The sequence below is a fragment of the Kribbella sp. NPDC050241 genome, from assembly GCF_044459685.1.
In the GTDB taxonomy this organism is placed as follows: Bacteria; Actinomycetota; Actinomycetes; order Propionibacteriales; family Kribbellaceae; genus Kribbella.
Genome location: NZ_JBITJE010000001.1, coordinates 1,031,720 through 1,051,466, shown reverse-complemented (window position 1 = coordinate 1,051,466; position 19,747 = coordinate 1,031,720). Strand labels below are relative to the sequence as shown.

At 69.0% G+C, this 19,747-nt stretch carries 18 protein-coding genes; 9 read left to right on the top strand and 9 right to left on the bottom strand.

Features of this window, described 5'->3' with window-relative positions; genetic code table 11:
- The first annotated feature begins 43 nt into the window (after positions 1 to 43).
- The 3 genes from ACIBG5_RS04915 to ACIBG5_RS04905 are packed head-to-tail and all read left to right on the top strand — an operon-like array spanning position 44 to position 3,540.
- A complete protein-coding gene (locus ACIBG5_RS04915; RefSeq protein ID WP_396390164.1) occupies positions 44 to 1,060 on the top strand; it encodes a hydroxyacid dehydrogenase in 1,017 nt (338 codons plus the stop codon).
- A gap of 53 nt (positions 1,061 to 1,113) precedes the next feature.
- Positions 1,114 to 2,961 (top strand): DUF2264 domain-containing protein, encoded by a 1,848-nt coding sequence (locus ACIBG5_RS04910; RefSeq protein WP_396390163.1) that lies wholly within the window; start codon positions 1,114 to 1,116, stop codon positions 2,959 to 2,961.
- A gap of 51 nt (positions 2,962 to 3,012) precedes the next feature.
- Positions 3,013 to 3,540, top strand: coding sequence for a ferritin (locus ACIBG5_RS04905; RefSeq protein ID WP_396390162.1), 528 nt, complete (start codon positions 3,013 to 3,015; stop codon positions 3,538 to 3,540).
- 198 nt (positions 3,541 to 3,738) lie between these two features.
- Here the strand turns inward: ACIBG5_RS04905 and ACIBG5_RS04900 are convergent, their stop codons facing one another.
- Positions 3,739 to 5,619, bottom strand: a complete 1,881-nt coding sequence (locus ACIBG5_RS04900; protein ID WP_396390160.1) for a DUF2207 domain-containing protein — start codon at positions 5,617 to 5,619, stop codon at positions 3,739 to 3,741.
- A gap of 141 nt (positions 5,620 to 5,760) precedes the next feature.
- Here ACIBG5_RS04900 and ACIBG5_RS04895 point away from each other — a divergent pair, with 141 nt between their 5' ends.
- Entirely contained in the window at positions 5,761 to 7,896 is a 2,136-nt protein-coding gene (locus ACIBG5_RS04895) for an elongation factor G-like protein EF-G2 (protein ID WP_396390159.1), read from the top strand.
- A gap of 23 nt (positions 7,897 to 7,919) precedes the next feature.
- Here ACIBG5_RS04895 and ACIBG5_RS04890 read toward each other — a convergent pair whose 3' ends face one another.
- The 3 genes from ACIBG5_RS04890 to ACIBG5_RS04880 are packed head-to-tail and all read right to left on the bottom strand — an operon-like array spanning position 7,920 to position 10,482.
- Positions 7,920 to 9,164 (bottom strand): tetratricopeptide repeat protein, encoded by a 1,245-nt coding sequence (locus tag ACIBG5_RS04890; RefSeq protein ID WP_396390158.1) that lies wholly within the window; start codon positions 9,162 to 9,164, stop codon positions 7,920 to 7,922.
- Entirely contained in the window at positions 9,161 to 10,036 is an 876-nt protein-coding gene (locus ACIBG5_RS04885) for a tetratricopeptide repeat protein (protein WP_396390156.1), read from the bottom strand. The genes ACIBG5_RS04890 and ACIBG5_RS04885 overlap by 4 nt, the downstream gene beginning before the upstream one ends.
- Entirely contained in the window at positions 10,033 to 10,482 is a 450-nt protein-coding gene (locus ACIBG5_RS04880) for a hypothetical protein (protein ID WP_396390154.1), read from the bottom strand. Before ACIBG5_RS04880 ends, ACIBG5_RS04885 begins: the two co-directional genes overlap by 4 nt.
- A 70-nt stretch (positions 10,483 to 10,552) precedes the next feature.
- Between ACIBG5_RS04880 and ACIBG5_RS04875 the strand changes: the two genes are divergently transcribed.
- From ACIBG5_RS04875 to ACIBG5_RS04860, 4 genes are read left to right on the top strand one after another with little or no spacing between them, the layout of a single operon-like run.
- The gene (locus ACIBG5_RS04875; RefSeq protein WP_393388827.1) at positions 10,553 to 10,960 is read left to right on the top strand and encodes an HIT family protein; all 408 of its coding nucleotides are present in this window, start codon (positions 10,553 to 10,555) and stop codon (positions 10,958 to 10,960) included.
- Between the two features lie 60 nt (positions 10,961 to 11,020).
- Positions 11,021 to 12,250 (top strand): MFS transporter, encoded by a 1,230-nt coding sequence (locus ACIBG5_RS04870; protein WP_396390153.1) that lies wholly within the window; start codon positions 11,021 to 11,023, stop codon positions 12,248 to 12,250.
- A 4-nt stretch (positions 12,251 to 12,254) separates the two neighbouring features.
- Positions 12,255 to 12,890: an RNA polymerase sigma factor gene (locus ACIBG5_RS04865; protein ID WP_396390152.1), complete on the top strand. Its 636-nt coding sequence runs from the start codon at positions 12,255 to 12,257 to the stop codon at positions 12,888 to 12,890.
- Positions 12,887 to 13,123 carry an anti-sigma factor family protein gene (locus ACIBG5_RS04860; RefSeq protein WP_396390151.1) on the top strand — a complete coding sequence of 79 codons (237 nt, stop codon included), beginning with the start codon at positions 12,887 to 12,889 and terminating at the stop codon, positions 13,121 to 13,123. The genes ACIBG5_RS04865 and ACIBG5_RS04860 overlap by 4 nt, the downstream gene beginning before the upstream one ends.
- A gap of 185 nt (positions 13,124 to 13,308) precedes the next feature.
- On the opposite strand, the gene ACIBG5_RS04855 is transcribed toward ACIBG5_RS04860, so the two are convergent.
- From ACIBG5_RS04855 to pgsA, 3 genes are read right to left on the bottom strand one after another with little or no spacing between them, the layout of a single operon-like run.
- Entirely contained in the window at positions 13,309 to 14,409 is a 1,101-nt protein-coding gene (locus ACIBG5_RS04855; protein WP_396390150.1) for a glycosyltransferase family 4 protein, read from the bottom strand.
- Between the two features lie 10 nt (positions 14,410 to 14,419).
- Complete coding sequence (locus ACIBG5_RS04850; RefSeq protein WP_396390149.1) at positions 14,420 to 15,289, bottom strand: phosphatidylinositol mannoside acyltransferase; 870 nt, start codon at positions 15,287 to 15,289, stop codon at positions 14,420 to 14,422.
- A gap of 3 nt (positions 15,290 to 15,292) precedes the next feature.
- Positions 15,293 to 16,012, bottom strand: coding sequence for a phosphatidylinositol phosphate synthase (gene pgsA, locus ACIBG5_RS04845; RefSeq protein WP_396390148.1), 720 nt, complete (start codon positions 16,010 to 16,012; stop codon positions 15,293 to 15,295).
- Positions 16,013 to 16,105: 93 nt separating this feature from the next.
- Between pgsA and ACIBG5_RS04840 the strand changes: the two genes are divergently transcribed.
- Positions 16,106 to 17,101 (top strand): hypothetical protein, encoded by a 996-nt coding sequence (locus ACIBG5_RS04840; protein ID WP_396390147.1) that lies wholly within the window; start codon positions 16,106 to 16,108, stop codon positions 17,099 to 17,101.
- A 5-nt stretch (positions 17,102 to 17,106) separates the two neighbouring features.
- Here the strand turns inward: ACIBG5_RS04840 and ACIBG5_RS04835 are convergent, their stop codons facing one another.
- Positions 17,107 to 17,712: an HIT family protein gene (locus ACIBG5_RS04835; RefSeq protein WP_396390146.1), complete on the bottom strand. Its 606-nt coding sequence runs from the start codon at positions 17,710 to 17,712 to the stop codon at positions 17,107 to 17,109.
- Entirely contained in the window at positions 17,709 to 19,730 is a 2,022-nt protein-coding gene (thrS, locus tag ACIBG5_RS04830) for a threonine--tRNA ligase (RefSeq protein ID WP_396390145.1), read from the bottom strand. The genes ACIBG5_RS04835 and thrS overlap by 4 nt, the downstream gene beginning before the upstream one ends.
- Positions 19,731 to 19,747: the final 17 nt, after the last annotated feature.

The window sequence follows — 19,747 nt, the reverse complement described above, 5'->3', positions numbered from 1 at the left end:
ACGCGGGGCGACAGCGTTGGAAAGCGCTTGCTAAGTTGCTGTCGTGCGCACCGAACCTGACTCCGCCCTGACCGTCATGCTGGCGATGAACGACGCCAGCCGGGATCGCGTGCTCGTCCCGCGGGTCCGGAAGCGCCTGGAAGCGGCCGCCACCGTGCTGCCGGTCGGTCCCGGCACCAGCTTCCTCGCCGACCCCGCGATCAAGGCCGCCCTGGCCGACGTCGACGTACTGGTGACCGGGTGGGGGTGCCCGCGGATCGGTCCCGAGGTGCTCGACGCGGCGCCGAAGCTGCGGGCGATCCTGCACGCGGCCGGTTCCGTGAAGGCGATGGTCGACCCGTCCGCGTTCGACCGCGGGATCCAGGTCTCGTCGGCGGCCACCGCGAACGCGCTGCCGGTCGCGGAGTTCACCGTGGCCGCGATCGTGCTGGCCGGGAAGCGGGCGTTCCGGCTGGCGGCGCAGTACCGGCTGGAGCGGCGCAAGTCGGACCCGCACGCGATGCCGGGCAACTACGGTACGACGGTCGGCCTCCTGGGCGCCTCGCGGATCGCCCGGATGGTGGCCGAGCGACTCCGCACCTTCGACCTGAACGTACTGATCAGCGACCCGTACCTGAACGAGGCCGAGGCCGCGGGGCTCGGCGCCGAACTGGTCGACAACGACACCCTCTTCAGCCGCAGCGACATCCTCAGCGTGCACGCGCCGCTCATCCCGGAGACAGTTGGGCTGGTGGACGCGCGCCTGCTCGGCCTGCTGCGGGACGGCTCCGTCCTGATCAACACCGCCCGCGGCAAGATCATCGACTCCGAGGCGCTGGAGCGTGAGTGCGTCTCCGGCCGGATCGACGCGATCCTCGACGTGACCGACCCCGAGCCGCTGCCGCCGGACTCGCCACTGCTCGACCTGCCGAACGTCTTCGTCACGCCCCACGTAGCCGGTGCGGTCGGCAACGAAATCGCCCGGCTCGGTGAACTCGCCGTCAGCGAGCTCGAACGCCTCGCCGCCGGCGAACCCCTGCAGCACGCCATCAACGCTTCCGAGATCGGGAGACTCGCATGAGCCGCCTTGTTCTGCCTGACACTGATCGTGTTCTTTCTCGTCAGACTGGGTGGGTGCGTGCGCACTGGGAGGCCCTTGCGGACCATCTGTTGGAGTCGCTGGTGCCGTACTTCTCCCCTGGTGCGTCGCTGATCGCGCTGCCTGGTCGGCCGAGCCGGTCGGGTACGGCGTCCGACCAGTTGGAAGGTTTCGCGCGGTCGTTCATGCTGGCCGCGTTCCGGATCGGTGGAGTGCGGGGTGAGGGGTGCGAGGCGCTCATCGAGCGGTACGCCCGCGGTGTCGCGAACGGTGCGAACCCGGACCATCCGGAGTCGTGGCTGCGGCTCACCCCGCGGTCGCAGCAAATGGTGGAGGCCGCGGCGATCGCGGTGTCCCTGCACGAGACGCGGGAGTGGATCTGGGACCGGCTCGACACCCGCGCGCAGGAGCACGTGGCCGAGTGGCTCGGCGGGTTCATCGGGTCCACGACGCACGACAACAACTGGCGGTTGTTCCAGGTCGTGAGTGAGCAGTTCCTCGCGTCGGTCGGAGCGCCGTACTCACAGGAAGACATCGACGGCGGGCTGGACCGGATCGAGGACTGGTACGTCGGTGATGGCTGGTACTCCGATGGCGACGGGCAGAACTTCGACAACTACATCGGCTGGGCCATGCACCTCTACCCGGGACTGTGGACGCGGATGGCGGCTGCCACGCCGGGTGCGGCGTACGAGGACCGGCTGAAGCTCTATCAGGAGCGGATCGGTCTGTTCCTCGAGGACGCGGTGCATCTGGTCGGCAACGACGGCGCACCGGTGTACCAAGGGCGCTCACTGACGTACCGGATGGCCGCGGCGACGCCGTACTGGATGGGTGCGCTGCTGGACTCCACTCCCCTGTCGCCCGGGCAGACGCGGCGGCTGTGCTCCGGGATCGCGCGGCACTTCGTGCAGCACGGTGTGCCGGACGAGCGTGGGCTGCTGACGCTGGGGTGGTACGACACGTTCCTGCCGACGACACAGCAGTACTCCGGGCCTGGCTCGCCGTACTGGGCGTCGAAGGGGTTCATCGGGCTGCTGCTGCCACCGGAACACCCGGTGTGGACGGACCCGGAGGACTCGATCCCACTGGACGACGCGGACCAGGTGCGGGCAATGCCGGCGCCGGGGTGGATCGTGCATGCGAGCCGGCACGACCAGATCGTGCAGTTGGTGAACCACGGTGCTGATCACGCGCCGATGGCCGAGCCGGAAGGAGTGGAGCCGGAGGGCGACGCGCACTACAACCGGCTGGCGTACGCGAACCACGCCGGGCCGGAGTTGTCCGACCACGCGCCGCGGATCGACAACCTGATCGCTCTCGTTGACGCGGACGGCCGGTCGAGCGCGCGCGGGCGGATCCGGCGGATCGGGCTCAGCGGACGTACGGCGTCGTCGTGGCACAAGGCGTGGCTGGGATCGGACGGACCGTGGCGGATCGAGACGGCGTCGGTCGTGCACGGCGGCTGGGAGATCCGGTGTGCGCTGGTCGAAGGGCCGGCCGGGACGTTGGTGCGCAGCGGCGGGTTCGCGGTCGCCGGGGCATCCTTGCCTGAGGCAACCGCTGGGGACCGGTCGGCGTCGGCGCGGAATCTCGACGGGCTGATGTCCGCGGTGGTCGGTCTGCACGGGTACGACGAAGCCGGCGTGCACCGGGGTCTCGGTGCGAACCCGTTCGGTGTGCACTCGGCGACGCCGTACCTCACCGCTCCGCACAGCGGGGATCCGCTCGTGCTGGTGAGCGCCGTACTGCTGACGCGGGACGCGCTCCGGCCGGAAGCGCTTGCCGAGGGCATCGATGTCGCGGTGGACGGTACGACGGTGCGGATCAGCCTGCCTGGTGGGGGTACCGAGGTGGTCGAGCTCGGGCAGACACACCCTTAGGTCAGGCTCACCAACCATGTGCTCGCCGGATCTGGTCAGTAGATTGACGGGATGAGCACGTACGAGAAACTTTTGCAGGAACAGATCCGTAACGAATTCACGGCGTCGCAGCAGTACACGGCAGTCGCTGTCTGGTACGACGATCAGGATCTGCCGCAGCTGGCCGGGCACTTCTACAAGCAGGCACTCGAAGAGCGCAACCACGCGATGATGATGGTGCAATACCTGCTGGACAAGGACATCCGGCCGCACATCCCCGGTGTCGGTGAGGTGGAGAGCGACTTCAAGACGGCGCTGGAGCCGCTGGAACTCGCGCTGCAGCAGGAGATCACCGTCACCAAGCAGATCGAGACGCTGGCGCGGGCCGCTCGGGACGAGAGCAACTACATCGGCGAGCAATTCATGCAGTGGTTCCTGAAGGAGCAGGTCGAGGAGGTCTCCGCGATGACCACTCTCGTGAATGTCGCGAAGCGGGCCGGGGACAACCTCTTCCACCTCGAAGACTTCCTGGCCCGAGAGATCTCCGGAGCCGCCGCCGACGACCCCACCGCTCCGACTGCGGCCGGCGGTCGGGTCTAACACTTTTCAGTTGTCTCTTGGCTGATCGGGTGGCCCATGCGGCCGGCACGGTTGCCTGAGGTCCTCGCCGCTCCGGCCGGAGTTGGTCGTGAGCCGAGCCTTGCACGGCCAACGCCAGAGCCGCGACGAGCATGCTGAACAGGATCCCGAGTGCCCGACGCATGCACGTGACACTACCGAGCGTAAGAGCCGCCACTACTACCAGCTACCGCCGCCTCCGCCGCCGCCACCGCCTCCGGACGAGCCGCCGCTGAAGCCAGACGAGCTACCGCCGCCTCCCCCACTGCTCGCCGGAGCGGGAGGCGGGTCGAACGTCTGCGCGACGGTCGAGCTGACGGCGCCGGCCGTCCAGCCGGAGGTGTAGTACGACGGTCCGCTGTACCAGTACGGGTCAGGCGTCAGCCGGCCCGCTGCGACCAACCGCTCGCAGACCTTCTGCCAGCGGTCGGCGAGGTCGAACGCGATCGCCCAGGGCAGGTACTTCGAGAAGATGTCCTCACCCTCCTCGAAGCGGAGCTGCTCCGCCTCCGCCGTCGCCAGGTACTTCCGGAACCCGATGAGCTGATCCGTGACCGCCCGCCCGGCCGGATTGCGCTGCCCACGCCCGCGTATCGCGATCCAGAGGCCGACGGCAACGATCACCGCGATCACCGGGACCGCGATCACCACCGCACGACCGAGGCCGCCGGTGAACGCCGCGGTGGCTGTGCCTGCCAGGCCGGCACCGACCACCCAGAACCCGATCATCGCCATGCACGCGCACCCGGTACCGCTCTTGAACACCGAGCCACCGCCGGCGCGTGGCATCCGCAGGTACCACGCACGCTCCTTCACCTGGGCCCGCAGCGCCGCGATCATCGCGTCGTGCGCCCGCCGCATCGTGTGGTCCCCCACCGCACCGCGGCGCAGCAGCACCTCCGACCCCGGCTCCAGCGTCGGGAACAGGCCGGACATCAGAGCCTGCTCGTGTGGCGCGGTCGCGACCGCCGGGTTCAGCAGCACCGCCTTCTGATCGTTGCCGGTGTTCTCGATCCGTACGCCGCCACGCACCGCCATGTCGATCAGCGTCGCGGCCGTCTCGGTCGTGGTCGCCTTCGCATCGATCAGCAGACCACCTTCGGCCACCGGGATCCTCGGCGGCGCGAACGCGACCGGGATCTGGTCCTCGGCCAGGTCGTCCTTCACCGGCTCGGCAGCGACACCGTTTGGCGGGAACGTGCCGGGTGGCATGCCGGCGTACCGCTGGTCCTTGTTGCCCCGCTGCGAGTACAGCCACGCGCCGGCGATTGCCGCGAGGGTGACGACGCCCGAGCCGATCAGTGCCGGCAGGCTCACGCCGTTGCGTTCCATCCAGCTGGGCGCGTCGACCACGATCGGAGCGTCGTTGCTGACAACTCCGGCCTTGATGCCGGCGACGATCGTCATCTGGTCGCTGCGAGCCAGACGGCTGGCGCTGAAGATGCCCTTGTCACCACTGACGCTGCTCGTACATTCGTCGGTCGAGCCGTACGGTCCCTGGAAGCACTGCGTCTTCTGCACACCTTCCGGCACGCTGACGCTGACATCGACCTGGTCGAGCACCGCGTCCCAGCCGTCGCCGGTCGCATCCCAGTACAGCTCGCTGTGGTCGTCGAAGTGCCGGAGGGCCCCGCGTACGTCGTACGTGATCACGTACGTCGCGTCGTACCCGGAGATGGTCTCGTTCGCGGAGCCGATCTTGATCCGCAGACTCTCGTCGCGGTCGTCGTTGTACTTGAACGTCTCCGTCGTGAACTCGTCGGGCGCGCCGGACGGGCTGTCGACGGTGATGTTCGAGACCTCGTACTCCTGGTCCTTCGAGTCGTCGTCGACGTACGGCTCGCGGGTCACCAGGTCCCGGAAGATGCCGTGCCGCCCGGTGTCGCCGAAGCTGTAGGCGATCGTCTCCTTCACCTGCAGCACACCGTCGGCGGTGACGTTGTAGTCGATCGTGAGGTTCTTGATCTCGTCACCCGTCGCCGCCGCCGCGGGCAGTGCGAAACCGACGACTGCCAGCCCCGCGACGAGCGTGCTGATGATGACCCCGAGTGCCCTACGCATGGCCGCGACCCTACCGAGCGTGAGGGTCCGCCGAGGCGCGGCGGCCCGGCTGGGCGGCTGACGGCTCAGCGAATCCCGCACGTGATGGCTCTTGTGCGAAGGGGCCGTTGGGGGAATCGTGGGTGAACCAGGAGGAACGTCATGGCAGACAAGACGAACACTTCCCAAGGCACCGGAGCCGCGCCCGCTGTGGACAGCCCGGACGCCATCCGCAACGTGGTGCTGGTCGGCCCGTCCGGGTCCGGCAAGACCACCCTCGTCGAGGCCCTGCTGGTGGCCTCCGGAGTCCTGAACAGACCCGGCACCGTCCTGGACGGATCCACCGTGTGCGACTTCGACGACGCCGAGATCAGGCAGCAGCGCTCGGTGGGCCTGTCGCTCGCGTCGCTGCCGCACGACGGCGTCAAGGTGAACCTCATCGACACGCCCGGGTACGCCGACTTCATCGGTGAGCTGCGGGCCGGCCTGCGGGCCGCGGACTGTGCGCTGTTCGTGATCTCGGCGAGCGAGGGCGTCGACGAGCCGACCAAGACGGTCTGGCAGGAGTGCGCCCACGTCGGGATGCCGCGAGCCGTCGTCATCACCAAGCTCGACCACGCCCGGGCGAACTACCAGAGCGCGCTGGCGGCCGCACAGGCGGCGTTCGGCGACAAGGTGCTGCCGCTCTACCTGCCCGCTGGTGACGGGCTGATCGGGCTGCTCTCCCAGACGTACTACGACTACTCCGGCGGCAAGCGGTCGACGTCCACGCCCGACTCGTCGTACGACGACCAGATCGAGGAACTGCGCGGCACGCTGATCGAGGGGATCATCGAGGAGTCCGAGGACGAGTCGCTGATGGACCGCTACCTCGAAGGCGAGGACATCGACCAGAAGGTGCTCATCGACGACCTCGAGCGCGCCGTCGAGCGCGGGTCGTTCTTCCCGGTCATCCCGGTCTGCAGCGCCTCCGGCGTCGGCACCCACGAGCTGCTCGAGGTCGCGACCAGCGGTTTCCCGTCGCCGCTCGTGCACGCCCTGCCCGAGGTGTTCTCGCCGCACGGCGTGGCGCGCACGGGCCTGACCTGCGATCCGGGCGGTCCGCTGCTCGCAGAGGTGGTGAAGACGACGTCGGACCCGTATGTCGGCAGGGTCAGCCTGGTCCGGGTGTTCTCCGGCACCATCAGGCCCGACGCGACGGTTCACGTGTCGGGCCATTTCACGTCGTTCTTCGGTTCCCAGAACTCGCACGCCGACCACGACGAGGACGAGCGGATCGGCACCCTGTCGTTCCCGCTCGGCAAGGTGCAGCGTCCGGCGGCTCAGGTGGTCGCCGGTGATCTGTGCGCGATCGGCCGGCTCACCCGGGCCGAGACCGGTGACACACTGTCCGACAAGTCCGATCCGCTGCTGCTGAAACCGTGGAACATGCCGGAACCGCTGCTGCCGATCGCGGTCCAGGCCCACGCCAAGACCGACGAGGACAAGCTGAGCGTCGGCCTGCAGAGGCTCGCGGCCGAGGATCCGACCCTGCGGATCGAGCAGAACCCGGAGACGCACCAGATCGTGCTGTGGTGCATGGGCGAGGCCCACGCCGACGTCGTACTCGACGCCCTGGCCAACCGGTACGGCGTGACCGTGGACACCGTGGAGTTGCGGGTGCCGCTGCGGGAGACGTTCGGTGGGAAGGCGAAGGGCCACGGCCGGCATGTGAAGCAGTCCGGCGGCCACGGTCAGTACGCCGTCTGCGACATCGAGGTCGAGCCACTGCCGCAGGGCTCGGACTTCGAGTTCGTCGACAAAGTGGTCGGCGGCGCGGTGCCGCGGCAGTTCATCCCGAGCGTCGAGAAGGGCGTTCGGGCGCAGATGGAGCGGGGTGTCTCCGCCGGGTATCCGATGGTAGGCATCCGGGTCACACTGCTGGACGGCAAGGCCCACAGCGTCGACTCGTCGGACATGGCGTTCCAGATGGCCGGTGGGCTCGCCCTGCGTGAGGCCGCGGCCGCGACCAAGGTCAGTCTGCTCGAGCCGGTGGATCTCGTCTCGGTGCTGGTGCCGGACGATCTGGTCGGCGCGGTGATGAGCGATTTGTCCGGGCGGCGCGGACGGCTGCTGGGGACCGACAAGATCGGCGACGACCGGACCGTGGTGAAGGCCGAGGTGCCGCAGGTCGAGATCACTCGCTACGCGATCGACCTCCGCTCACTGTCCCACGGTGCTGCGTCGTTCAGCCGGGAGTTCTCCCGCTACGAGGCCATGCCGGAGGGCGCCGCGGCGAAGATGAAGTCATCTGCCTGACGGATCACTGTCCGGTGCCGCCGTCAGCTGAGGCGGCGCCGGACATCCCGCGACTTCAGGTACGCCGCGACGTCGTCGTACCGCTCGCTCTGGTTGGCGAACTCGATGTACGACCGGACGCGGTGCAACCAGTCGAGCGTCGACGGCTTGACCGCGGGCAGCACGTCGGTGAGATGGTGCATGGCCAGCGGCGGCTCGCCGCCACTCGACAGCGCTTCGTCGATCACCTGGTCGACGCCACGCTCGATCAGGGCGCGCAGGTCCGCTCCGCTGAACATCGGTGTCTGCCCAGCGAGCGCCTTCAGGTCCAGTCCGTCCGCCGGTACGTCCTGCACCAGCACGGACAGGATGTCGGCGCGCGCGGGCTCGTCCGGCGGCGGGACGAAGATGACGCGGTCGAACCGTCCCGGGCGCAGCATCGCCTCGTCCACGTCCCACGGCGCGTTGGTCGCGGCCAGAACGAGCAGACCGTCGTTCTCGGAGCCGATCGCATCGAGCTCCTGCAGCAGTACGTCGACCAGCCGCCGTGCCTCCGAACCACCGTGCTTGTGCCGCGCGAACGCCAGCGCGTCGAGTTCGTCGAGGAACAACACGCACGGCGCATTCGCCCGGGCACGCTCGAAGGCGGCGTGCAGGTTGCGCTCGGAGACCCCGAGATACGGGTCCATCACGTCCTCGATCCGGACGTTGATGAACGGCAGACCGCACTCGCCCGCTGTCGCCCGGGCCAGCAGGGTCTTCCCGCAGCCGGGCGGACCGTAGAGCATGACACCGCCGCCGGATTTCCGGCCGTACTTCTCGTACAGCTCCGGGCGGCTCAGCGGCAGGATCACCATCCGGTGGATGACCCGCTTGATGTCCTCCATCCCGCCGACCTGGTCGAAGGTCGTGGTCTCTTTCGGGGCGTCCACCTCGAACGGCGCGTCCGCCTCGGGACCGACCTTGATCTTGACGCCACTGCGCTCGGCGATCATGTCGTCGACGAGCTGCTGCAGGCGACCGGTCCCCTCGACCACGCCCTGCTGACGAGCCGCCTCGAGCAGGCTCCGCAGCAGCGCGAGCCGTCCGTTGGCCGCGGCCAGTTCACCGACCGGCACGAACTGGTCCTCCGGCAACCCCTGCTGGTCGAGCAGTACGACGTACTGGTCCAGGGCCTCCTCGGTGTCGCCGGCACTCACCAGCGACTCGGCCAGGACCAGCCGCAGCAGTACGTCGTCCGGGCTGGTGTCGACCGCCTTGCGCAGAGCGGCGATCCGATCGTTCGTCATGAGCCCCATTTTCTGTTGATCCAGCGGCGGACCAGCGGCGGCGCCACCCAGGAGTACACGCAGAACGCCAGCCAGACCATCGCGAAGGCGAACGACAGTGGGGCCAGCCCGACCATGCGCAGGCCGTAGATGATCGCGACCGCGCCGATCCAGACGACCAGCGGGTTGAAGCGCTGGAACGGACGCAGCGGCAGCATCAGAGGATGGTTCATGAGCTTCGCCTCGCGTGCGGCGGCTCGGAGGTCGGGGTCGCCGGGCTGGGACGCGGCGGCGGAGGCGAGCGAGTTGTAGCCGGATCGCGAGTCGCCCGTGAGCATCGATGACGTACCGTGCAGGGCGCGGGCGCCGGGGTCCTCCGGGTCGTGCGAGAGAGCCTCCGTGCTGTGGCGGTGCATGTCGCGGTCGTTGCCGAGAGCGAAGGCGACCTGAGCGCGGGCGGCCGAGACGGCGGCGCTCTCCGGCGCATACGACGCGGCGCGCTCGACCAGGGCGCTCGCCTTCTGCGCCTGCCCGGCGGTCAGACACACCCGGGCGTAGCCGATCAGGAGATCGGGATCGTTCGGATCCAGGCTGAGACCTTGCAGGAACGCGGCCTCGGCCTCCGGGAGACGTCCTTCGGACCGCAGCGCGGAGCCCAGCACCTGCAGCATCGGGAGGAACGGGCCGTGCTGAGCCAGGCCGTCCTTCAGTACGTCGATCGCCTCGGCGTTGCGGTCCAGCGCGTGCAGCGCGGCACCGCGGAACAGGTACGCGCGGAAGTCGACCGCGGCGTCGCCCCACAGGCCCTGGAGTTCGTCCAGGGTGCGCTCCGGGTGGCCGATCTGCAGCCAGTGGCCGGCCATCTGCAGGCGGGCCTCGGTCGGTTCGCTCACAGGGCCACCGTCACAAGGAACAGGATCAGGGCTTCGGCGACCGCGCCGGCGATCGTCACTCCGAGGCCTGTGCCCCACAGTGAGCCGTAGTCGGTGCCGCGGAGCTGGAACGCGCGGTCCATCGGTCGCTGGATCCGGAGCTGGATCAGGCAGCAGACCACGGCGACGACCCGTATCCCGACCCGCAGGCCGGAGCCGAGATCACCGTCGGTGTTCAGGACGGCGAAGGCCGCGATCACCACAGCCAGGCCGATGGCGCCGACGCTCAGGATCAGGCGCTGCTTGGCCGTGTCGACGCCGAGCCTGCGGGCGTTCAGGAACGCGATCACCGTCGAGGCGATCACCCCGCCGAAGAAGGCGACGTACGTCTGCGACATCAGCCGCCACGGGCGCACCGACATGTCCACACCGGCGCCGATGGTCGGGCGCAACAGTTCGTCCGGCATGAGGCTCCTCGATGGGCCATCGATCTGGGCACGCGCAGTGTACTGCTCTGGCGGGCATTAGCCTGGGGCGATGAGTGAGACGAACTGTCTGTTCTGCGGGATCGTGGCTGGGAGCATTCCGGCGACACGGGTCGCAGAGACCGAGCGGGCGATCGCGTTCATGGACATCAATCCGGCGACGGCCGGGCATCTGCTGGTGATTCCGCGGGCGCACTCGACCGATCTGCGCGAGGCGGGCGCCGAGGACCTCACCGCGGCGACGCTGCTCGCGCAGTCGCTGGTCAGCCGCGTGATCGAGCGCCTCGACGCCGACGGCGCCAACCTGCTCAGCTGCATCGGTGAGGCCGCCTGGCAGTCGGTCTTCCACACCCACCTTCACGTCATCCCGCGGTACCAGGATGACCCGCTTCAGCTCCCCTGGCACCCGACCCCGGGCGACATGGACCAGATCCAAGCCACGGCCGCGAAGCTGGTGTAACGCTGCCGCACCCTCACGACACTGCAGGGCTGACCGAACACCTCAGCCCTGGGAGTCGTCATGACGCAAGCCATCGCCACCGCTCCTCCCACGCCGTGCGTCGAGCCCAAGAGCGCGCTGCTGCGAAGACGGCTGCTGCCCCTGTGGGTGGCCACCTTTCTGCAGGGCGTCGGGTTCTGGGTGCCGGTCGAGAAGCTGTTCATGAGCGGGATCGGGTTCGATGCGGCCACGATCGGAGTGATGGCGGCCGCGTACGCCGCGCTCGTGCCGGTGATGGAGGTGCTGTCCGGCGTACTCGCGGACCGCTGGTCGCGGCGGGGCGTGCTGATGGTGGCTGGTGTCGCTCTCCTGCTGAGCGTGTTCATCGGCGCGATCAGCCAGAACGTCGTCACCTACATCGTGGCGGCGCTGATCCTGGGGATCTACTTCGCGATGTACTCCGGGACCGTCGAGGCCGTGGTGTACGACGTGGTCGTCGAGGAGACCGGTGACGGTGCGGAGTACGAGCGGCGGATCGGCTGGGTCCGCTTCGTCGAGAGCGTCGCCCTGGTGGGAAGTGCGTTGGCGGGCGGATGGATCGCAGCCGCGCTTTCGCCGCGGGCGACGTACTTCCTCACGCTGCCGTTCGCAGCGCTCTACCTGGTCGCGCTGAGCCGGTTCTGCGAGCCCCGGCTGCATCGGACGGCCGAACGGACCTCGCTCCGGGATCACCTCGTGGTCACGTACCGCGCGATCACCGACCGTGGGCGGTTGGTGCCGATCGCGGCAGCCACCATCATGTCGGCGATGATCTTGCAGGCGATGTACGAGTTCGGTCCGCTCTGGCTGGTCACGCTCAAGGCAGAGGCCGGGTACTACGGACCGTTCTGGGCACTGCTGGTCGGGATGATCGGGGTCGGTGGACTCCTCGCGAGTCGGCTGCCTCTCGAGCGACCGCTGCCCGTGGCGATCGTCGTACTCACCATGTTGGCTGCGTGCGTGACCATGACGACCAGCCGCAGCCTGGCCGCGTTGACAGCCGCCATGGTCGCTCTGACGCTGCTGCTCGTAGTGATCGGCATCCACCTCAGTCAACTGATGCACGACGCGGTGCCGTCGACGATCCGGACCGGGGTGGCGTCCGGGATCAGCGCCGTCTCGTGGTTGCTGTTCACGCCGTTCGCGCTGATCTTCGGTGCCGTGAGCAAGCACGCCGGCGTCTACGTGTCGGGCTGGATGATCACCGGTGCGGTCGCGCTCGCCGGTGCCGCGCTCGTCTGGGTGCAGCGGCATGCGGTCGCCGTACGCTGAGCCGATGATGGCTGGGCTGCCGTCTGACGACGTACTCCTCGAGCGGTTGCGGAGCGGCGACGAGGACGTGTTCGCCCTGCTCCTGGACGGCTGGTCCGGTGGGATGCGGCGGGTGGCGCGCTCGTTCGTGTCGACCGAGGAGTCGGCCGCCGAGGTCGTGCAGGAGACCTGGCTCGCGGTGATCGAGGGCATCGGCGGGTTCGAGGGCCGGTCCTCGCTGAAGACCTGGGTCTACCGGATCCTCACCAACACCGCGAAGCGCCGCGGCACCCGCGAGCACAAGGTCGTGCCGATGAGCAGCATCGACGACCAGGGGCCGACCGTGGACCCGAGCCGGTTCCGCCCGGCGGGCGATCCGTTCCCTGGCCACTGGTGGGACTACCCGCCGGCCTGGCCGTCGCCGGAGCAAGGGTTGCTGACCGCCGAGGTCCGCGCCTACCTGACCGAGGCTCTGGCCGAACTCCCGGAGCGCCAGCGCCTGGTCGTCGTACTGCGGGACATCGAAGGCTGCCCGTACGACGAGGTGTGCGAGCTGCTCGGAATCACGGCGGCGAACCAACGGGTGCTCCTGCACCGCGCACGGGCGTTCCTGCGCGGCAGACTGGAAGAGTTCTACCAGCGGGAAGGTGACGGGTCATGAGCGACCTCGAGTGCCGTGAGTTCGTCGAGCGCGTGACGGCGTTCCTCGAAGGGACCCTGAGTCCCGAGGCGGAGCAGGACTTCGTCGACCACCTGGCCCTGTGCGACGGGTGTGAGCGCTACCTCGACCAGATCCGTCAGACGTCGCAGACCCTGAACGACCTGCCGGGCGAGGGCTTGCCAGGCGACGCCCGCAGCGCACTCCTCAACGCCTTCCGCTCCGGTCGGTCCTGATCAGGGCCGGACGGCGTCGAGCAGGCGGTCAGCGGCCTCGGTGTCGCCGGTGATGATGAGACGTCCGTCCTCGACAGCCTTGGTCACACTTGCTCCTCGACGAGGACCCGCGCCAACGTGTCCGGGTCGGAGTCGATGACGGTGTCGGGCCGATCGTGCGGCACGCCGCGAGTCGTCCGCCGGGACTACCGGCGGGCGACGAGCTCGTAGACCGACAGGAGCTCTGGCAGCAGGACCGACCAGTCGTACCGAGGGACGGCGCTCAGTCCGGCGGAGCGAAGCTTCTCGCGGTCGTCGGGACTGCCCAGGAGCCGAAGTGCACGTCGAGCGAGCTCGTCGGCGCTACCCGGCTCGAACAGCTCGCCCAGGCGGCCACCGTCGAGGACCTGCCGGAAGGCGGCCAGATCGCTGGCCAGGACGGGAGCACCTGCCGCCATCGCCTCTAGCAGGACGATGCCGAAGCTCTCGCCGCCCAGATGCGGCGCGACATAGACGTCCGAGCCGGCCAGCATGTCAGCGCGGGCAGCGTCGTCGATCTCGCCCAGGAAGAGGATGTTGTCGCGGAACCGCCCGGGGACAGCGCGCCGCGCCTCGTCCGCCTGACCAGACCCGGCCACCAGGATCTTTAGCCCCGGCCGCTCCGCGATCAATGCGGGGACGGCCTTCACCAGGACACCCAGGCCCTTGCGGGGTTCGTCGAGGCGGCCGAGGAAGCTGATCGTGCCGTCGTCGCCCATCCACTCCGCGCGGGGACTCCCCTTGAAACGCGCGGTGTAGAGACCGTTCGGGATCACGACCGCCTCGCCGCCGATGTGCTGGACCATCATCGACCGCGCGTTCTCCGAGACCGCGATCCGGGCGTCGATCTTCTCCAGCGCGGGCCGGAGCAGACTGGCGGCGGCACTCATCGCGCGGGACCGGACCTGCCAGGTGTGGAACGTCGAGACGAACGGGCCGTCGGCCGACCAGAGCGCGATGATCGACGCACTCGGAGTCGTCGGCTCGTGCACGTGGACCACGTCGAACCGGCCTTCGGCGAGCCAGCTCTTCACCCGCGCCGCCGTCCGTGGGCCGAACGTGACCCGCGCGACCGAGCCGTTGTACGGGACCCCGACCGCGCGCCCGGACGAGACGACGTACGGCGGGACCGCGTCGGAGTCGTCGACCGGCGCAAGGACGGACACCTCGTGGCCGACGCCGAGCAAGGCCTCGGCGAGGTCGCGGACATGGTTCTGCACCCCGCCGGGCGTGCCCAGCGAGTACGGGCAGACCACACCGATCCTCACGGAACGATTCTCACTCTTCCAGGAAAATCCTCTGCAGCATGTGCCAGTCCTGGGGGTGCGCGGCGATCCCGGCGGCGAAGGCGTCGGCGCAGCGCTGGGTCATCCCGGCGGTGCCGCCCTCGGGCTCGATGGCGTCGTGGAACGTGATCACCAGCCGAGGCCCGTCGTAGTGCAGTGTCGCCGGGATGAGCGGGGCTCCCGTCCGCAGGCTCAGCGCGGCCGGACCGGCCGGCATCCGCGAGGGACGACCGAAGAACGTCACCGGTACGCCGCGCTCGGACAGGTCCCGGTCGGCCACGAGGCAGACGAACCCGCCCGCCTGCAGCCGCTCGACCAGGATCCCGACGACATCGTGGTCACTGCCGGTCAGCGGGAGAACCTCCATGCCGAGCTTCTTGCGGTACTCGATGAAGCGGTCGAACAGGGACTCCGGCTTCAGCCGCTCGGCCACCGTCGACACCGGCATACCGGTCAGACCTGCCCAGGCGCCGGCGTGATCGTAGTTCGCCAGGTGCGGCAGCGCGCAGATCACGCCCCGGCCAGCCGCGTGAGCGTCGCGGAGCAGCTTCTCGTTGACCGTACGGACCCGGCCGACGACCTCCTGGTCCGACCACTCGGGCAGCCGGAACGCCTCCTGCCAGTAGCGCAGGTACGAGCGCATTCCGGCCAGCGTGAGCGCATCCAGCTCCGCCGGTGTGGCATCCGGGCGGACCACGGCCAGGTTTCCGCGCAACCGTCGTACGCCGCGACCGTTCCGGCGTACGACGTGATCCGCGGCGTGGCGGAACAACCAGGTGACTGTCTTCTCAGGCAGCCGTCGGACCAGCGCCCAGGCGAGGGCGAACGCGAGATCGGCAGCCCGCTGACGGAGGCCGTCCATGCCTCAGTTCTTCGGATCCGGTTCGGCCGGGGGCTCGGTGGCGACAGTGGGCTCGGTCGTGGCCTGGGGCTCTGTCGTGGCGGGCGGTGGAGCGTCGAGGCCGGCATTGGCCGGATCGGCGAGGACCTGCTTGCGGACCGACAGTGACCGCTGCACCACGGTGATGGTGCTGGCGACAGCGACCGCCCAGATCACGATCTTCAGCAGGATCGGCAGGTCGAACACGTCGGAGAAGAACGCGATGACCAGGGTGAACACGAGCCGGTCGGCGCGCTCGGCCAGACCACCGCTCGCCTTCAGACCGAGGCTCTCGGCCTTGGCCCGCGCGTACGACGTGACCGCACCCATCACCAGCGCCCACAGCGTGACCGCGGCCATCAGGGTCGAGTCGCCGGCGCGTGAGTTGGCGTAGTACATCACCAGGCCGCCGTAGATCGCGCCGTCGCCGATGCGGTCCAGCGTGGAGTCGAGGTACGACCCCCACTTCGACGACGTGCCCGACGTGCGGGCCATGAAGCCGTCGATCAGGTCCGAGAACACGAAGCAGGTGATGATCACGACGCCCAGCCACAGCTGGCCGCGCGGGAAGAAGATCAGCGCGCCCGCGCACACGCCGATGGTGCCCACGAGCGTGACCATGTCAGCGGTCACGCCGAGCCTGAGCAGAAGTTTGGCGATCGGCGTGATCACCTTGGTCCAGAACTGCCGGAATCTGTTAAGCATGGCGGGCCGATCGTAGTCCAGCCGGATCACCATCCGGTGACAAGCCACGGCGTTCCGCCTGCGACAGACCGGATTTCGCGCGATGCTGACGGGGTGAGGACGCGACGGAGGACGGCGCGGCTCAGCCGCGGCGCGCTGGCGAGTGCACTGGTTGGTGCACTGGCTCTGGCGCTGCTGACCTCCGGCTGCTCGGTCGCGCGCAAGGCCGACGGCTCGCGTCCGCTCACCGTGCCGACGCAGCCTCCCGCCGTCGTCCCCACCGTCATCGCTCCCCCGCAGGCCGAGGGCCTGGACGGTACGGCGGGGGCACCGGGACCACAGGTGTGTACGGCGATCACCAGAACGCTGACCACCCAGCTGCAGGTGCCCGTCACCGCGAAACCGAACGCCTGGAACGATGGCGGCCTGCCGGCTATGGATCTGTGCACGCTGCTTCTCGAGGACCGGGTCGTCACGATCGGTGTCACCGCGCTGCCCCGCCAGCCCGACTCGCTCAACCGGCTGCTCACCGGCGCCGGCAAGGTCGAGCCCCTGGCCGAACTCGGACCGAGCGCCCTGATCACCGAGTCTCGGATGGTGTTCACGGTCGGCGACCGGGCTGTACGCATCACGCCGGCGGGCGGAATCGATCGCAGTACCGCGGACGGCATCGACCGCGCCAAGGCGGTGGCGATCGCGCTGGCGACACGGGACGCCGTACCGACGTCGCTGCGGAACGCTCGGCAGACCGACGCCGCGTGCCAGCTGTCGAACTCGCAGGCCGAGGAGTTCGCCGGGGCGCAGGTGCAGCTGCGGCGGGACTATCGGGTCCGTGGTGCGCTGACGTGCATCTGGGGGACGTACGACGCGACGGTGTCGATCGTCGAGGCGTTCGACCAGCCGACGATCCCGGAGGCGGAGCGGACGCCTCCACCGCAGCTCGCGCCGGTCGGCCAGCCCGGCTACTACCTGCCGGACAAGGGCGAACTCGTCTTCCGCCTCGGCCGCCGCGTCGTCCGCGTCACCGGCCTGACGAACCCACCCCGCGTGGTCCCCCTCACCACGCTCCAAGGCATCGTCGACCCGATGATGCCGCTCTTCCTGCGCTGACCCGCCTACGGCCAGGACTTGGCGAGCAGGGCTCTGGTTTCGGACAGGAGTTGCGGCAGCACCTTGGTGTGGGCGATCGCCGGCATAAAGTTGGTGTCGCCTGCCCAGCGCGGCACCACATGCTGGTGCAGGTGGGCGGCAATCCCGGCGCCGGCGATCTCGCCTTGGTTCATGCCGATGTTGAAGCCGTGCGCGCCCGACACCGTCCGGACCGCCTGCATCGCCTGCCGGGTCAGCTCCGAGACATCCCTGACCTCCGCGTCGGTCAACTCCGTGTAGTCCGCGACATGCCGGTACGGCACCACCATCAGATGGCCAGGGTTGTACGGGTACAGGTTCAGCACCGCGTACGCCGCCTCGCCCCGGTGCACGATCAGCGCGTCGGCATCCGGTAGCCCCGGCAACCGGCAGAACGGGCAACCCGACCCGGCCGCACCACTGGTCGGCTTGTTCTCCCCCTCGATGTAGGCCATCCGGTGCGGCGTCCACAACCGCATGAACGGATCCGGCACCCCGACCCCGTCCTGCACAACCACCTCATCCGGCGCGTACGGCGACTCCGGTACGCCGCCCTGATCGCCGGCGGACGGTTGGTCGGGGGAATCCGTCATACTTGGACGCGCTTCTGGACGGCCTCCACGATCTCGCTCACCGCGTCGGCGATCGGTACGCCGTTCTTCTGCGTGCCGTCGCGGTAGCGGAACGACACCGACCCGGCGGCCATGTCGTCGTCGCCGGCGATCAGCATGTACGGCACCTTGGACTTCTGGGCGTTGCGGATCTTCTTCTGCATCCGGTCGTCGGACGAGTCGACCTCGATCCGGATCCCCTGCGCCTTCAGCTGCGCGGCGACGTCGTACAGGTAGTCCACGTGGCCGTCGGTGACCGGGATGCCGATCACCTGGACCGGGGCCAGCCAGGGCGGGAAGGCGCCGGCGTAGTGCTCGGTCAGCACCGCGACGAACCGCTCGATCGAGCCGAACAGCGCGCGGTGGATCATCACCGGCCGCTGCCGGGACCCGTCCGGCGCGGTGTACTCCAGCTCGAACCGCTCCGGCAGGTTGAAGTCCAGCTGGATCGTGGACATCTGCCAGGTCCGGCCGATCGCGTCCTTGGTCTGGACCGAGATCTTCGGGCCGTAGAACGCGGCGCCGCCCGGATCCGGGACCAGCTCGAGACCGGAGCCCTCGGCAACCTCCCGCAGCGTCTCGGTCGCCTCCTCCCAGACCTCGTCGGAGCCGACGAACTTGTCCGGGTTCTTGGTCGAGAGCTCGAGGTAGAAGTCGTCCAGGCCGTAGTCGGCGAGCAGGCCGAGCACGAAGGTCAGCAGCTTGCGCAGCTCGTCGCGCATCTGCTCGCGGGTGCAGTAGATGTGCGCGTCGTCCTGGGTGAAGCCACGGGCCCGGGTCATGCCGTGCACGACGCCGGACTTCTCCAGCCGGTAGACCGTGCCGAACTCGAACAACCGCAGCGGCAACTCCCGGTAGGACCGGCCGCGGGCGCCGTAGATCAGGTTGTGCATCGGGCAGTTCATCGGCTTCAGGTAGTAGTCCTGGCCCTGTTTGCGGATCTGCCCGTCCGCGCCCCGCTCCTCGTCCAGGTGCATGGGTGGGTACATGCCGTCGGCGTACCAGTCCAGGTGGCCCGAGGTCTCGAACAGCTGCGCCTTGGTGATATGCGGCGAGTAGACGAACTCGTAGCCGTCCTCGACGTGGCGCTGGCGGGAGTAGTCCTCCATCACCTTGCGCAGTACGCCGCCCTTGGGGTGGAACACCGCGAGCCCCGATCCGATCTCGTCGGGGAAGCTGAACAGGTCGAGCTCGCTGCCGAGCTTGCGGTGGTCGCGCTTGGCGGCCTCCTCCAGCCGGTTCAGGTACGCCTTCAGCTCGTCGCGCGACTCCCACGCCGTCCCGTAGATGCGCTGGAGCTGCGGGTTCTTCTCGCTCCCCCGCCAGTACGCCGCGGCGGTCCGCATCAGCTTGAAGTTGCCCAGGTAGCCGGTCGCGGGCACGTGCGGGCCGCGGCACAGGTCCTTCCAGGCGACGGAGTCGTCCCGCCGGACGTTGTCGTAGATGGTCAGCTCGCCGCCGCCGACCTCGACACTCGCGCCCTCGGCCGCGTCCGCCGCCGAGCCCTTGATGCCGATCAGCTCGAGCTTGTACGGCTCGGTCGCGAGCTCGGTCCGCGCGTCGTCGTCGGAGACCACCCGGCGGCTGAACCGCTGCCGCTCCTTGATGATCTGCTGCATCTTCTTCTCGAGCTTGCCCAGGTCGTCCGGGGTGAACGGGGTGGGCACGTCGAAGTCGTAGTAGAAGCCGTTCTCGACCGGCGGGCCGATGCCCAGCTTCGCCTCCGGGAACAGGTCCTGCACCGCCTGGGCGAGCACGTGCGCGGTCGAGTGCCGGATGATCGCCCGGCCGTCCTCCGACGAGGCCTTCACCGGCTCGATCTCGTCGCCGTCGGCGACCACCCGGGACAGGTCCCGGAGCTCACCGTTGACGCGGGCGGCGATGGCGGAGCGGTCCTGGCCGAAGATTGCGGCGAACAGCTCCCCGATCGTCGTCGTCTCGGTCACACTCCGCTCAGCCTCGCCCTCGACGCCGATCAGATGGACCTTGACTTCCGGCACGTTCACTCCTCGAGTTT